Below are 13,242 nucleotides of genomic sequence, written 5' to 3'. Positions count from 1 at the left end.
GCATCCGGATTGAAAATTAGAACATTGCATACTAAAGAACAACGTTTGATTGAAGAGGCTGTACAGCAAAAAAGAGCGGCTCAACAACAATTGTTCAATCTATATAGCCCTAAGATGCTTGGGGTGTGTAGACAGTATGTAAAAGATGTTCATCATGCAGAAGATTTAATGCTTACAGGCTTCTTAAAAGTGTTTAATCATTTAGCTAATTTTAAACACGAGGGAAGTTTTGAAGGATGGATTCGAAGAATTATGGTGAATACCTGTATCTCGCATTTGCGAAAAAAGAATCCAGTACAATTGGTTGATGAAGATTTTGTTTTTAACGATCAGGCAACGCCTAATTTAGAAAGCACCGCTGTAGAAGATCTTCAGAAATTAATTGATGAATTGCCGATAGGCTATAAGTTGGTGTTTAATTTGTATGCAATAGAAGGGTATAAGCACTCAGAAATTGCTCAAGAGTTAAACATTACAGAGAGCACCTCAAAATCGCAGTTATTTAAAGCGAGAAAATGGTTGCAAACTGCTTATGAACGGATAAACACAACAATAGTACATGGAGACTAATAATATAGACAAATTACTGCGAGCTGCTTTAAAAGAAAGAAGCATAGCACCTTCTGCATCTGCATGGGATCGCTTATCAGATGCTCTAGATACTCAAGAAGCTGCTCCAAAAAAGAAACGCGTATTTTGGAGATACGCCGCGAGTATTGCGATTTTAATTTCTGTAGGGTATTTCTTAGTGCCTAGCGATAAGATTGAGCCAGTGCTTCCAAATAATGTAGTGGTACAACCTGTTATAGACACCACTAATTTTGTAAAGCCTACGTTTAAGAACACGGTGCCTGTAGAAGAGGTAATCGTTTCGGTTCCTGAGCCAGAAGTACTATCAAAAGAAAAGAAAAAATCAAAAAGCACTTTAAATACGCCTAAGCAGGTGCAAAAGAAGACAGCTGTTATTGCAAGCTTAGACAAGGAAACTCAAAAAGAGCCTGTAAAAAATACAGCTAAATCTGATAGCACTAAACAAGAGCCTGTTAAACAGTCTACGAGAATTCGGGTAAACAGTGCAGACTTGCTTTTTGCCGTAACCAACAGTCCAAAAGAAGTTAAGGCCTATTATGCTAAGTATAATGTAAACAGAGATGAGGTCTTAAAAAGTATCGAAAAAGAATTGCAAAAAACATCCTTAAAAATTGATGCGCAAACGGTTTTGGCAGAAGTAGAGAGAACTATCGATGAAGAAACCTTTAAAAAGAGCTTTATGCAAACCGTCAAAGGAAAAATAACGGGCTTAGCAACAGCTTTTTCTAACCGAAATAATTAAAAAAAGAAAAAATCACCCACTTATAATATTTTAAAAAGATGAAACATATACTAGTAGTATTCGTATTGTTATGCACTGTGCATGCCTTTTCTCAAGAGAAAACTTTTGAGAGTGAAGTTAAAAAAATATCTAAAAATATAGAGCTGATTACCAAATCTCAAAAAGATTCTTTAAAAACCAAGGTAGAAGCTATTAACAAGCGATTGGATAAAAAAGAGATTGATGCAAAAACGGCTACCGCTTTAAAAAACGAAGCAGCTAGTTACCACGCCAAACAAATAGAAATTTTGGTAGGCTTAGAAGAGAAAAAGTTACAGCAACTGGTGCAAGACAAAACCAATGGGAAAATTGCCGATTTAGATGAAAAAGAAATCAAATATAAAGAGTATGATGATGATGGCTCATTTAGAATTGGATCTAAGACTTTTAATATTCGGATAAAAAACACCGATGATGCTACTGATTGGGATTCTGATTGGAACTCTTCAAGAACCACCCGTTGGGAGCGAAGAGGAAAGCGCAACAGAGGTACCACAACTCAATTTGTTTTTGCAATGGGAGTTAATAATGTGTTGGTTGATGGTCAATTGTCTAGTTTAGACAACTCTGTGTACAAATTTTGGCAATCTCATTTCTATGAGCTAGGATGGACTTGGAAAACACGCATGTCTAGAGAAGCATCAAAATTATATATCAAATATGGAGTTTCATTTTTATGGAACAACTTAAGAGCTTTAGATAATAAAATGCACGTTGTTAATGGGGATGTTACTGATTTGGTTGTCCACCCTCAAGAATTGACAGAGAGTAGATTACGTCATGTTCAAATGACTTTTCCAGTCCATTTTGAATGGGATTTCTCTAGAAATGATGAGTTTTCTGATGGTACTTTTAGAGATCGAACCAATAATTCTGTTCGTTTCGGTATTGGAGCTTTCTTTGGATTTAAGCTAGGGACTCGTCAATACTTAGAGTATAGAGATGTCACTGGTACTAAGGTAGAAGAGGTTCAAAAAGATGACTTTAATACCAATGTTTTAAACTACGGAGTGAGTTCTTATTTGGCGTGGAAGTCTTTTGGGTTGTATGCCAAGTATGATTTAAATCCTTTGTTTAAGGATACGGAAACTCGAAACTTTTCTATGGGAATCCGTTTTGATTTTAATTAAACCAAGCCCATATCTTTTAAAAAAAAGCGAAGTTGTAGACTTCGCTTTTTTCATGCAATTTAGAATGCCAACTGAGGCTTAGTTCTGTTTGCTGTTCTTCCAGTCTTCTCTAAGTTTTGTAGAGAGAATTCCGGTTCCGTCATGTTTCCAACCAGGAGGTTTGATGAGGTATTTTAATTTATTGCCTAGGCTGGTTTTGGCGTTTCCCACATCTTTAAACATAGAAATCCATTCATGTAAGGCAATTTTAATAGGATTGTGCGTGTCTATATTGCTAACCAAACCATAGACAGGTTGTTCTACTTCGGGTTCAAAAGTGCCGAAAAATTTGTCCCAAATAATTAAGATGCCTGCGTGATTTCTGTCTAAATATTGTGGATTGGTAGCATGGTGCACTCTGTGATGACTAGGTGTGTTAAAAACGGCCTCAAACCACTTTGGCATTTTGCCAATAAGTTCTGTGTGGATCCAATATTGATATAATAAGCTGATTGACATTTGGGTTAAAATCATCAGTGGATGAAATCCGATAAAAACCAAAGGCAACCAAAAAATAAAAGAATAAAAACTACCAGACCAGGTCTGTCTTAAGGCAGTACTCAAGTTATAGTGCTGTGATGAATGGTGCACCACATGACTTGCCCAAAAAAATCGACTCTCGTGACTAATTCTATGAAACCAGTAATAAGCAAAATCATCAGCAAAAAAAACAAGTAGCCAAGCCCACCAAACAAAGGGGATTTCGAAGAGGTGAACAGTGTTGTAAACAACATAAAAGGCACCCAAAACAAGTGCCTTGCTTACCAAGCCAATAGCCACATTGCCCAAGCCCATTGCAATAGAGCTTGCAGCATCTTTATAGTCATAATCTTCGGTTTTTAACTTTGCAGTAAGTAGTACCTCAATGATGACCGTTGCGATAAAGAAGGGAATTGCGTAGTGAATGAGGTTGGGTAACTCTGGGGTGTTCATTTGTATTTTGGCTTTAGACAAATATAGTTACAAAGTTGGAAAGGAGCAAAAGGAGTGATGGGTGATGGGTGATGGGTGATGGGTGATGGGTGATGGGTGATGGGTGATGGGTGATGGGTGATGGGTGATGGGTGATGGGTGATGGGTGATGGGTGATGGGTGATGGGTGATGGGTGATGGGTGATGGGTGATGGGCGAAAAGCTGTCTAAAATTAATTTAAAATAGCTCTTGAGATATGAATAAAAACCCGTACATTTGCAGACTTAAAAATAATTTTAAACAATTACTTATGAATCATTACGAAACTGTTTTCATTTTGAATCCCGTTTTATCTGAATCTCAGATAAAGGAAACAGTACAAAAGTTTAATGACTATTTGGTTTCTAAAGGTGCCGAAATGATTTCAAAGGAAGATTGGGGCTTAAAAAAATTAGCGTATCCAATCCAAAAGAAAAAAAGTGGTTTTTATCACTTGTTTGAGTATAAAGTAGCTGGTGAAGCCATTGCGAACTTTGAACTTGAATTTAGAAGAGATGATAGCGTTATGCGTTATTTAACTGTTAAATTGGATAAGCATGCTGCTGCTTGGGCTGAAAAGCGAAGAGGGCGTGTTCAATCTGCTAAAAAATAAGAAGCTATGTCATCTATAGACCAACAAGCAAAAGGAAACAAGCAGGGAGAAGTAAGATACTTAACTCCGCTTGACATTGAAACTAAAAAAGAGTCAAAATACTGTCGTTTTAAGAAAAACGGCATGAAGTATATCGATTACAAAGATGCTGACTTCTTAATGTATTTAGTAAACGAACAAGGTAAAATTTTACCAAGACGTTTAACAGGAACATCTTTAAAATACCAACGTAAAGTTGCACAAGCTATCAAACGTTCTCGTCATTTAGCTTTGATGCCATATGTTGGAGATATGTTAAAATAATAAAAGAAGAAGCATTATGGAATTAATATTAAAACAAGACGTAGAAAACGTAGGCTTTAAAGATGATGTTGTATCTGTGAAAAACGGATATGGTAGAAATTTTTTAATCCCACAAGGATATGCAGTATTGGCAACTTCTTCTGCAAAAAAAGTATTGGCTGAAAATTTAAAGCAACGTGCTTTTAAAGAGGCTAAGATTGTTGAGGATGCAACTAAGATTGCTGACGCAGTAAAAGGAATGGAGCTTAAAATTACCTCTAAGGTAGGTTCTGGAGACAAATTATTTGGATCTGTAAACAATGCTGATGTTGCTGAAGCGATCGCAAAACTAGGTACAGAAATTGATAAGAAATATATCAAAGTAGCTGGTGGAAGTGTAAAACGATTAGGGAAGTACAATGCAACTGTGCGTTTGCACAGAGCAGTAGTTACTGAAATTACATTTGATGTAGTTGCTGAATAAGCACTCTCAATAGTATATCATAAAGCCTATCAAATTTATTTGGTAGGTTTTTTTATTTTTAATCATTAAATACGTTGTAATGAAATATAGATCATTGACCAAAGAACAATTTGAGGCCTTACACGAAGAATTTGCATTGTTTTTGGCTAGCCAAAAGATTGATGCTAAAGAGTGGAAGGCCTTAAAAGAAGAAAAACCAACTGTGGCTGATGAAGAAATGGCTATTTTTTCTGATTTGGTGTGGGAGGATGTGCTGAGTAAGACCACTTATGTAGAGCATTTCTCAAAGCAAAGTGTCAATTTTTTTAAATGTGAAGAAACACAAATTCACCGCATCTTTGTAAAGGTACATAAAGACATTGACCTTTTAGAGCAAGAGGGCTTTGAATGGTTGTTACAACACCCTACTGATGAAAGTGTTGAGCTTTATACCGGTACCAAAGCTTATACAGGAGAACGCAACCTAGAGATTTTTGATTTGATAGAGAAAGGAGCTGCCATTTCTAAAGGTGAACTGTATGATTATTTTCATCAATTAATCGGGTGTTAATTCCAATATTTTATACGTTCCTTAGTTTAAAAATCATATTTAATTGTTGAACTAATTTATAGTAATTCTATTATTTATATTAAAAACCTTTGTTGTTGTTGTTGTTGTTTGTCTTTGGTTGATTAAGTCTACAGTCTGTATTTTAACATTATAAAAAGACCGCTCTATGAGCGGTCTTTTTTACTTAATAATAGTCTTTATTTTTTTATCATCTGGAAACTCCCAGAAGAATTGATCATTTACCCAAACTTTTCTGACATCAAATGTGGCTCCTTCATTATACAAAAAAGATTCAATTTTATCTCTAGTACCATCACCCCAGTTTATATAAGTAATATTATTCGCATTTGGGTATTCATAATTCAGTAATACTGATAAGCTATTCAATCCATTTGAAATTTTAGTTAAACCTATACCTTTAGGGTTATCTAAATTACTTTTATAATAATTAACTTCTTTTCCGTTAATAACAAAGGTTAAACTAATTGAATTAACATCAATACTATTTGGTGTCGAACTATCTAAAAGATCATCTCCATCTTGATTGACAATATGGAGGCTTAGGTTGCTGCTAAAATAGGCGGAAGTTAGCCCGTAATCTTCTTCTTCGATACAGCTAAATAATGCTAAGCAAAATATTAAAACATACATTTTTTTCATAATTATAATTTTAAGGGGTTTTTATTTTAAGGAATTATATTGTAAAACATTTTTTTATTAAAATTAAAATTGTTAGTTAATGGAGACCAGTCGTCAAAAGCAAAATATCCATTAGCTCCATAATTATTTCCCCACCCCCAGTTCATGTGAAGATAGAGATATGCATAGCCAGTGCAATCAGGTTGATAGTACCAAACTCTTTTATAACCGTCGCAAACCCACATATGTCCACCAGGAACATTAGGTGGCTCGTAACCAGCTAATAAAACAGGTCTATTATTATCAAGATCATTAACTACATTTGAGTGGTTATAATTTGCAAAAATAGCAGATGTGTAGTTAAATCTATTTTTTAAAACAACACCAATATCTTTACTATTATGAACACCAGTTCCAATGCAACTATATGTAGGATATTCACTGTAAGCATTATTAATACCTCCATTTATATCAAGAATTAAATCTGCAGTTGCTGTTGTGGCTGTTGTATTTGGCATACTTGCCCATGAATACGAAGTAGGATATTCATGATATTTCATGATTTGTGCCATAGCGATTGCAACACAACCTGCGTATACTTGAAAATCACTACCACTGCATGGTATCGTATGTAAGGAAGCGTTAAATCCGTCACGCTGTTCCCAAAGTGTAGATAATAAAGGTCCAACGATTTCTTCTACAATTGGTTCACAATCAGGTTCTGGATCAATTATTTTCCTTTGATTAATGTTTTTTTCAATTGAATACCAAGCGGATTCAAATTTAGCACTTGGAGTTAATGTTGATTCTTGAATTTTTGTAATTGTATTAGACACCTCACTAAGCCAGCCTTTAACACCAGGAGGTAAACTATCTATTTCATTCGAAAATATATTAGTATTTGATTGTGCTAAAATAGGTAATGTTCTTTTATCTGCAGATAAAACCATAAAACCACCTTCTTCATAATTTGTTATATAAAAAACATTGTTCCCTTTTTTATTCTTAAAGGCTTTTAGGTTTTTTATTTTTCGTTTTGAAACACCTTTGGCATATGTTTTCTTTGAATTATTTAAAGGAGCGTTTTCAGCTATTTTTGTTGCTAAATCTTCATCAACAAAATGTTTTTCAAAATTAGTAACAATAATATCGTCAGATTCTTTCTTATTGCAAGCAGTTATTATGATAAAAAATATAAGCAATATTACAATGTTTTTCTTTTTTTCTTTCTTTTTCATGTTTTTAGTTAGTTAAAAATTTTAAATAAAAATAATATTTATTTATATGTTAACCAAATATTTTTAAATTAATATATTATTAAATCCTAATAAAATTTGTTTTTCCACATCTTTGTTCTTAATTTAAAAATGGGTATTAAATCAATTTTAAACCTCAGAAATACAGATGTTTATCGAATTTAATGTTTTTTTAGTTAAAATTTTACAATAATTTTTAGAAATGGCAGGTTTTGGATCAACAAAATAAATGGGAATGCCGTTTTTTACATATTGTATAAGGTTTGCAGCCGGATACACTTGCATAGAGGTTCCGATAATAACCAACATAGCTGCTGCAGCTACTTTTTGTGCGGCTTTCTCTAGTAGCGGCACATCTTTATCCAAACCAGACGATATCGGGTCTTAGTTGAGCTCCTGAAGGGCAACAATCTCCTAGCAGTAGATTTTTACTCCAATCATAGGTGTTTTGTGGGTATTTGGTGCTACGAACCTTTAGTAATTGTCCGTGTAAATGCATCACTTGTTTGCTACCAGCTCTTTCGTGCAAATCATCAACGTTTTGAGTGATAATGTCTACCTGAAAATGATTTTCAAAGGCAGCAAGGTTGTAATGCGCCTTATTTGGACTTACTTGTAGCAATTGTCTTCTGCGTTGGTTGTAAAAGTCTAAAACCAACTCTGGATTTTTAGCAAAACCTTGTGGAGAAGCCACTTCTAAGACGTCATGACCTTCCCAAAGTCCGTTTGCATCTCTAAAAGTCTTAAGGCCGCTTTCGGCACTGACTCCTGCACCGGTTAGAACCACTAAATTTTTCATACTAAAGGTTTTTGACTGCTAAAATATGATTTTTTGTTATGTTTGTGATAGAAACCCATGATATGATTGATGAAGCCCTAATTAGCTATTTAGAAGATTTTGTAAGCGACCAGCGAAAAGCTACTTTTAACCGTGTTTTGGATGCAAGAACCCGACACTTTACGGTAGTTCTAGAGGATATTTATCAACCTCATAATTCAAGTGCAGTTATTAGAAGTTGTGATATTTTTGGCATCCAAGATGTGCATATTATTCAGAACAAATACTCGAGCAGGGTCTCAAAGCACGTAGCTAAAGGTTCTCAAAAGTGGCTTGACATTAACAAATACAACAGCAGCGCTCATAATACCCAAGATTGTTTGGATGATCTGCGTGCTTCTGGTTATCAGATTATTGCCACCACACCCCACAATGATTCTTGTGTACTCTCTGAGTTTGATATTAGTAAAAAATCTGCTTTTGTCTTTGGGGTAGAAAAGGATGGGGTATCTGAGTACACCATGAGCCAGGCTGATGGCTATTTAAAAATCCCGATGGTTGGTTTTACAGAAAGTTTAAATATCTCGGTTGCTGCAGCTATTATCTTGCAAGATCTTACCTCAAAATTAAGAGCTTCAGAAATCCCTTGGGCATTGTCAGAGCAGGAGCGAAGTTTGTTATATGCTGATTGGATTCAGAAATCAATCAAAAGCATCAAAAAGATAAAAGAACATTATAACGAGTCTGTGAAATCATAAAATGAAAGAGGTAGATCTTTATATAGAAAAGAAAAAAGAGTGGCGAGAACTTTTAATCTTGTTACGTAATTTGTTGACCAACCTAGAGCTAGAGGAAACTATTAAATGGGGGAGTCCAGTGTATACAAATAAAGGCAAGAACATCGTGGGCCTTGCTGCTTTTAAAAGCTATGTGGGTCTTTGGTTTTTTCAGGGTGCTACTTTGGTAGATGCTCAGAAAAAGCTTATCAATGCGCAAGAAGGAAAAACCTCCGCAATGCGTCAGTGGCGATTTTCATCCAAAGAAACCCTAGATGTCGAAATGATTGTATCCTATGTAAAAGAAGCGATTGACAATCAAGTAAACGGCAAGGTTATCCTTCCAAAAAAGAATTTAAAACCAGTGATAATTCCTGAATTATTGGCAGCAGCTTTGAAGAAAGATAAGGATCTAGGCAATCAATTTTCTGGTTTTAGTTTGTCAAAACAACGTGAGTTTGCCGACTATATTTCTGAAGCAAAAAGAATATCAACAAAAGAGCTACGATTGGCGAAAATAATCCCTATGATACTAGAAGGCAAAGGTTTACATGATGCATATCGTTAATTTTTAGTTGTCTTCTGTTTTTTGTTTTCTTATCTTTGGATTGCTATGAAAACAAAAACTCATCAGGACAATACCGTTTTGGTTAAAAAGGTATTGCACAGAAAACAAGTGGTTTTGTTATTGCTGTTTGCGTATAACGAAACCATTATCAAACAAATTAAGAGCCTGCATACGTTTACTTACAGTAGGACCAACAGAGGCTGGGTTAGTCCTTTTAGTGAGGCTACCTTACTTAAAGTTCAAGAACTTTTGGCAGCTACGACAGTGCTGATTTTACATGATTCTTTGACACAAAATTTGTACAGGCGTGGTGTAAAAACCGAGCGAAATTTAACAAGAGAAGACCTTAGGCTAGTGGATGATTACGCAAAGTATTTGTCTGGCAAACGCTATAGTGATAGCACAGTTGCAACCTATGTTACTTTTATTGCTGATTTTGTAAATTATGTTCAACCCAAAGCAATCGAAACGCTTAGCAATAGAGATGTAGAATTGTTTTTTGAAGATGTGTTTGTGCCAAGACAATACAGCATTAGCTCACAGCGTCAGTTTGTAAGCGCACTAAAATTGTTTATTGCTTTTTATCCTCAGTGCAATATCGAATCAGTACAGTTAGAGCGTCCAAAAAAATCAAGAATTTTACCAACGGTTTTATCTCAAAATGAAGTGATTAGGTTACTTCAGGTTACTAAAAACTTGAAACATAGAACCGTATTGGCTTTGCTCTATTCTGCTGGCTTGCGCATTGGTGAATTATTGGCCATGGAGCTACGACATATAGATATTAGCAGGCGTCAATTGTTTGTAAAAAGCGGAAAAGGCAGAAAGGATCGTTATGTGATTTTAGCTGATAGTTTTGTGCCTTTGTTGCAAAATTATTTACTGACCTACCGACCAGAACGCTATTTTGTTGAAGGGGCTCCTGGCGTCCGTTTTTCTGATAGCAGTATTCGAAAGTTTTTACACAAGGCTACCCAACGAGCAGGAATTCCTAAAAAAGTAACTCCACATACCTTGCGTCATAGTTATGCAACTCATTTGCTAGAGAACGGTATTGGTTTGCGTCATATTCAAGAGCTTTTAGGCCATGCTAAGCCAGAAACGACCATGATCTATACGCATGTAGCCAAAAAAGATTTACTGGAGATTAAAAGTCCGTTGGACACCATATTGCTAAACATCAGCAAAGAACCGCAGGCCCCAACTCCTTTATTAAACACCGAAAACTTAAATCCGAATCGCTGATCTAAGTTTGCACCAATACAAATGCGTATTTTTTTCTATCTTGCTTTAAAATTGTAAAAAGTCTAAAAATGAAGATTTTTCCACAATTTTAATCGGATAAAATGAGGCTTTTTTCCTTTTATCCGGAAATTTAAACGTTTTTTGGGGAACTTTGTTCTCTATATAACCAGTTGTATTTCATATTGCAGCCTTTTGGTCATCAACTAAAATTTAGATTCTTTCTAAGATTCCAGGACTAAAAACCCAGATATTTAACGAAACTTTTTGAAGCGGAACAAGAATTGTGAATTCGCCAAACTGTTCGATTGTAATCGTTGAGAGTTGACTCTCAATACGTTTGCAACGTATACAGTTTGCCTAAGTTCTTGAAAAAAAATTAGAAAGTCAAGAACTTGTGTTCTGGATTTATAAAAATCGATACCCTTTAAATGAAAGATCACGTTCTTGAATGAACTGCTGATTTTTAGTGTTGAATTAGAAACGAAAGAATCCTTTTCTTCTAAGACAATCGATATAAGGGAGTTATATAGTTCATCTTAGAATAAAAAAATTTGAGTTGACGGTCCTATCAATGTAGCGGCTTCAATCCACCGTATGGCTAGATTAGGAACAATTTAAAAAAAGGATAGGATCGAAAAGCTTGCTAGTGCTTTTAACACAATAGGAACTCCTATGCCATACTAAACACAACAGCGTATATAATTAATTTTTAAAATTTAGAAAGATTCAAAAATTTAGTTACTTTTAAAGTGTAAAGAAAACACGAAAATCAAGGTAGGCTTATATTGTCTAGCATCCTGAGTGCCTCCAGCAACTTTGTCTACATCATGTCGGCACACCCAGAGCACAATATAAGCCACCCAAAACTAATCATATACACTCACGTTGATGTTTAATATGTAAGCCTTTTGGTATTCATTCCAATTTTGTGATTCATTCGAATTTTTATTGGTTCTAAAAATCTAGGAGTTTTGAGATGGACGCAGGGAATTGAAAAGCGATAAACTGTTCGATTGAAATCGTTGAGAGTTGACTCTCAAAACGTTTGAAACGTTCAACAGTTTAGCTAAGGTATTGAAAATAAGGGAGAAAGTCAAGTTCAGTATCCCAACAAACATGTAAACTAGATGATCACAATTTGAGCTAAGAGCTATTTTTAATGGCTTGTGATTTTTAGAAATGGTTTGATTCGAATTGAATCCTTTTCTGCTAAGACAATCCATATATGGAGCATATAGTTCATCTTAGAAGAAAAAAAACAGGAATGAATGCGCGTAACTAGCGGCTTACATCCTCCGTGTTTTTCAGTTTAAAAAACTAGGTCATTACTTAAAAATTGAGCACAAAAATTAAAAAAAATAAAGAAAAGAAAAACCAAAACACTAAACACAACAACCCATATAAATAATAGCTTGGATAGTTTCTATTTTGAAAATTTAGTTATTTTTAAAGGAAATTTGAGAACCTATAATGTCAGTGTTACAAAAACGCTACTATTCATATAGGAACTAGTTGTGCATAATTTGAAGAAACATATGGAACATTTTAATTTTGAATTGGAAGAAAAATTTGACAAAGGAAATTTTAATGAATATTTGGCTGATGCTAAAACCTCTATCGCTGCAGAAAATGGACCTGTAGATTTTGAAGTGACAGAAAATATCATAAACAAAATTTTCAATGGTTATACTGGTGTTTATGAAAAATACAACATCATAAAAAAAGGAGTTCTAATTGGATTTTTAGAAGCTTTCGTTGATAATAATTTAGAATATATGAACATTTTCACAAGCCCACTTAATTAATATGATTTGTCCACACTGTTCCACTGCTGCAAAATACGAATGGAAAACCACTCAAGCGATGAAAGTTGATGAAGAGGAATCTAAAGGAACTAAAATAGCATACTCAACTTGCCCAAATTGTGAAGAAATAGTTGTTTATCTGCAAAGAGGTGAATTAGAATATGACAATATTGGAATGGACTACTTTGAGGATATAGAATGGCAAAAAATGATATATCCTAAAAAGGAGAATTTTACAAATTCAGATGATATTCCAAAATTATATTTAGAGGATTATGAGGAATCAGTAAAAGTTCTTTCAGCAAGTCCTAAAGCATCTGCTGCATTAAGCAGAAGACTTTTGCAAAATATTTTAAGAGAAGAATATAAAATTAAAGAAAAGACTTTGGTTCAAGAAATTCAAAATTTTATTGAATTAGAAGGAATTCCTTCACATTTAACTGATGCTGTTGATGCTGTTAGGAACATTGGAAATTTAGCTGCTCACCCAACTAAAAACAAAAATACGGGAGAAATAGTATCTGTAGAAAATGGAGAGGCTGAATGGCTAATCGAAGTTATAGAAGCTCTGTTCGATTTTACTTTTATTCAACCTTTGAAACTTCAAAGAAGACGGAAAGAACTAAACTTGAAATTAGAACAGATTGGAAAACCTGAAATGAAGAAGAAAGAATAAAAACTATGCACAACAACGTGTATAATTCATTGCTAGTACTCGCCTACTTACGAAAATCCTCGCGGATTTTCTATTCG

General features: G+C 34.5%; 15 protein-coding genes and 1 pseudogene. 12 read left to right on the top strand and 4 right to left on the bottom strand.

Going from position 1 to position 13,242, the window contains the following annotated elements; translation table 11 throughout:
* The first annotated feature begins 9 nt into the window (after positions 1-9).
* Genes WHC90_RS02555 through WHC90_RS02545 form a run of 3 tightly spaced genes read left to right on the top strand, consistent with a single transcriptional unit; the run spans position 10 to position 2,502 of the window.
* Positions 10-570, top strand: a complete 561-nt coding sequence (locus WHC90_RS02555) for an RNA polymerase sigma factor (RefSeq protein WP_188599561.1) — start codon at positions 10-12, stop codon at positions 568-570.
* The gene (locus tag WHC90_RS02550) at positions 560-1,333 is read left to right on the top strand and encodes a hypothetical protein (RefSeq protein WP_188599562.1); all 774 of its coding nucleotides are present in this window, start codon (positions 560-562) and stop codon (positions 1,331-1,333) included. The genes WHC90_RS02555 and WHC90_RS02550 overlap by 11 nt, the downstream gene beginning before the upstream one ends.
* A gap of 38 nt (positions 1,334-1,371) precedes the next feature.
* Positions 1,372-2,502 carry a hypothetical protein gene (locus WHC90_RS02545; RefSeq protein ID WP_188599563.1) on the top strand — a complete coding sequence of 377 codons (1,131 nt, stop codon included), beginning with the start codon at positions 1,372-1,374 and terminating at the stop codon, positions 2,500-2,502.
* A gap of 78 nt (positions 2,503-2,580) precedes the next feature.
* On the opposite strand, the gene WHC90_RS02540 is transcribed toward WHC90_RS02545, so the two are convergent.
* Positions 2,581-3,474, bottom strand: coding sequence for a sterol desaturase family protein (locus WHC90_RS02540; protein ID WP_188599564.1), 894 nt, complete (start codon positions 3,472-3,474; stop codon positions 2,581-2,583).
* A gap of 290 nt (positions 3,475-3,764) precedes the next feature.
* On the opposite strand from WHC90_RS02540, the gene rpsF reads away from it, so the two are divergent.
* The 4 genes from rpsF to WHC90_RS02520 all read left to right on the top strand — a co-directional run bounded on the left by rpsF (position 3,765) and on the right by WHC90_RS02520 (position 5,422).
* Positions 3,765-4,106, top strand: coding sequence for a 30S ribosomal protein S6 (gene rpsF, locus WHC90_RS02535; protein WP_188599565.1), 342 nt, complete (start codon positions 3,765-3,767; stop codon positions 4,104-4,106).
* Between the two features lie 6 nt (positions 4,107-4,112).
* Positions 4,113-4,409, top strand: coding sequence for a 30S ribosomal protein S18 (gene rpsR, locus WHC90_RS02530; RefSeq protein WP_188599566.1), 297 nt, complete (start codon positions 4,113-4,115; stop codon positions 4,407-4,409).
* A 16-nt stretch (positions 4,410-4,425) separates the two neighbouring features.
* A complete protein-coding gene (rplI, locus tag WHC90_RS02525; RefSeq protein ID WP_188599567.1) occupies positions 4,426-4,872 on the top strand; it encodes a 50S ribosomal protein L9 in 447 nt (148 codons plus the stop codon).
* Positions 4,873-4,951: 79 nt separating this feature from the next.
* The gene (locus tag WHC90_RS02520; RefSeq protein ID WP_188599568.1) at positions 4,952-5,422 is read left to right on the top strand and encodes a DUF6495 family protein; all 471 of its coding nucleotides are present in this window, start codon (positions 4,952-4,954) and stop codon (positions 5,420-5,422) included.
* Positions 5,423-5,602: 180 nt separating this feature from the next.
* On the opposite strand, the gene WHC90_RS02515 is transcribed toward WHC90_RS02520, so the two are convergent.
* The 3 genes and pseudogenes from WHC90_RS02515 to WHC90_RS02505 form a co-directional block, all read right to left on the bottom strand.
* The gene (locus WHC90_RS02515) at positions 5,603-6,082 is read right to left on the bottom strand and encodes a hypothetical protein (RefSeq protein WP_188599569.1); all 480 of its coding nucleotides are present in this window, start codon (positions 6,080-6,082) and stop codon (positions 5,603-5,605) included.
* Between the two features lie 26 nt (positions 6,083-6,108).
* A complete protein-coding gene (locus tag WHC90_RS02510) occupies positions 6,109-7,299 on the bottom strand; it encodes a C10 family peptidase (protein WP_188599570.1) in 1,191 nt (396 codons plus the stop codon).
* Positions 7,300-7,446: 147 nt separating this feature from the next.
* Positions 7,447-8,116 (bottom strand): annotated as a pseudogene (locus WHC90_RS02505) (Sir2 family NAD-dependent protein deacetylase).
* A gap of 38 nt (positions 8,117-8,154) precedes the next feature.
* Here WHC90_RS02505 and WHC90_RS02500 point away from each other — a divergent pair.
* From WHC90_RS02500 to WHC90_RS02480, 5 genes are all read left to right on the top strand, one after another.
* On the top strand, positions 8,155-8,853 hold the full coding sequence (locus WHC90_RS02500; protein WP_373284675.1) for a TrmH family RNA methyltransferase: 699 nt from the start codon (positions 8,155-8,157) through the stop codon (positions 8,851-8,853).
* Between the two features lies 1 nt (position 8,854).
* Positions 8,855-9,439, top strand: coding sequence for a YdeI/OmpD-associated family protein (locus tag WHC90_RS02495; RefSeq protein ID WP_188599571.1), 585 nt, complete (start codon positions 8,855-8,857; stop codon positions 9,437-9,439).
* A 45-nt stretch (positions 9,440-9,484) separates the two neighbouring features.
* Entirely contained in the window at positions 9,485-10,684 is a 1,200-nt protein-coding gene (locus WHC90_RS02490; protein WP_188599572.1) for a tyrosine-type recombinase/integrase, read from the top strand.
* 1,535 nt (positions 10,685-12,219) lie between these two features.
* A complete protein-coding gene (locus tag WHC90_RS02485; protein ID WP_188599573.1) occupies positions 12,220-12,489 on the top strand; it encodes a hypothetical protein in 270 nt (89 codons plus the stop codon).
* Positions 12,490-12,547: 58 nt separating this feature from the next.
* Positions 12,548-13,165, top strand: a complete 618-nt coding sequence (locus WHC90_RS02480; protein ID WP_229664956.1) for a DUF4145 domain-containing protein — start codon at positions 12,548-12,550, stop codon at positions 13,163-13,165.
* Positions 13,166-13,242 lie beyond the last annotated feature (77 nt).

It is taken from the genome of Polaribacter pacificus (assembly GCF_038024035.1).
Taxonomy (GTDB): domain Bacteria; phylum Bacteroidota; class Bacteroidia; order Flavobacteriales; family Flavobacteriaceae; genus Polaribacter; species Polaribacter pacificus.
The sequence above is the reverse complement of the archived record's forward strand: the minus strand, read 5'-3'. Positions and strand labels throughout refer to the sequence as shown.

Excerpts from the sequence above, each read along its gene's own strand:
- WHC90_RS02520 (WP_188599568.1), top strand. The coding sequence starts at position 4,952 with ATGAAATATAGATCATTGACCAAAGAACAATTTGAGGCCTTACACGAA.
- rplI (WP_188599567.1), top strand. The coding sequence starts at position 4,426 with ATGGAATTAATATTAAAACAAGACGTAGAAAACGTAGGCTTTAAAGAT.
- WHC90_RS02510 (WP_188599570.1), bottom strand. The coding sequence starts at position 7,299 with ATGAAAAAGAAAGAAAAAAAGAAAAACATTGTAATATTGCTTATATTT.
- WHC90_RS02480 (WP_229664956.1), top strand. The coding sequence starts at position 12,548 with ATGAAAGTTGATGAAGAGGAATCTAAAGGAACTAAAATAGCATACTCA.
- WHC90_RS02515 (WP_188599569.1), bottom strand. The coding sequence starts at position 6,082 with ATGAAAAAAATGTATGTTTTAATATTTTGCTTAGCATTATTTAGCTGT.
- WHC90_RS02540 (WP_188599564.1), bottom strand. The coding sequence starts at position 3,474 with ATGAACACCCCAGAGTTACCCAACCTCATTCACTACGCAATTCCCTTC.
- WHC90_RS02550 (WP_188599562.1), top strand. The coding sequence starts at position 560 with ATGGAGACTAATAATATAGACAAATTACTGCGAGCTGCTTTAAAAGAA.
- WHC90_RS02490 (WP_188599572.1), top strand. The coding sequence starts at position 9,485 with ATGAAAACAAAAACTCATCAGGACAATACCGTTTTGGTTAAAAAGGTA.
- rpsR (WP_188599566.1), top strand. The coding sequence starts at position 4,113 with ATGTCATCTATAGACCAACAAGCAAAAGGAAACAAGCAGGGAGAAGTA.
- WHC90_RS02545 (WP_188599563.1), top strand. The coding sequence starts at position 1,372 with ATGAAACATATACTAGTAGTATTCGTATTGTTATGCACTGTGCATGCC.
- WHC90_RS02500 (WP_373284675.1), top strand. The coding sequence starts at position 8,155 with ATGTTTGTGATAGAAACCCATGATATGATTGATGAAGCCCTAATTAGC.
- WHC90_RS02485 (WP_188599573.1), top strand. The coding sequence starts at position 12,220 with ATGGAACATTTTAATTTTGAATTGGAAGAAAAATTTGACAAAGGAAAT.
- rpsF (WP_188599565.1), top strand. The coding sequence starts at position 3,765 with ATGAATCATTACGAAACTGTTTTCATTTTGAATCCCGTTTTATCTGAA.
- WHC90_RS02495 (WP_188599571.1), top strand. The coding sequence starts at position 8,855 with ATGAAAGAGGTAGATCTTTATATAGAAAAGAAAAAAGAGTGGCGAGAA.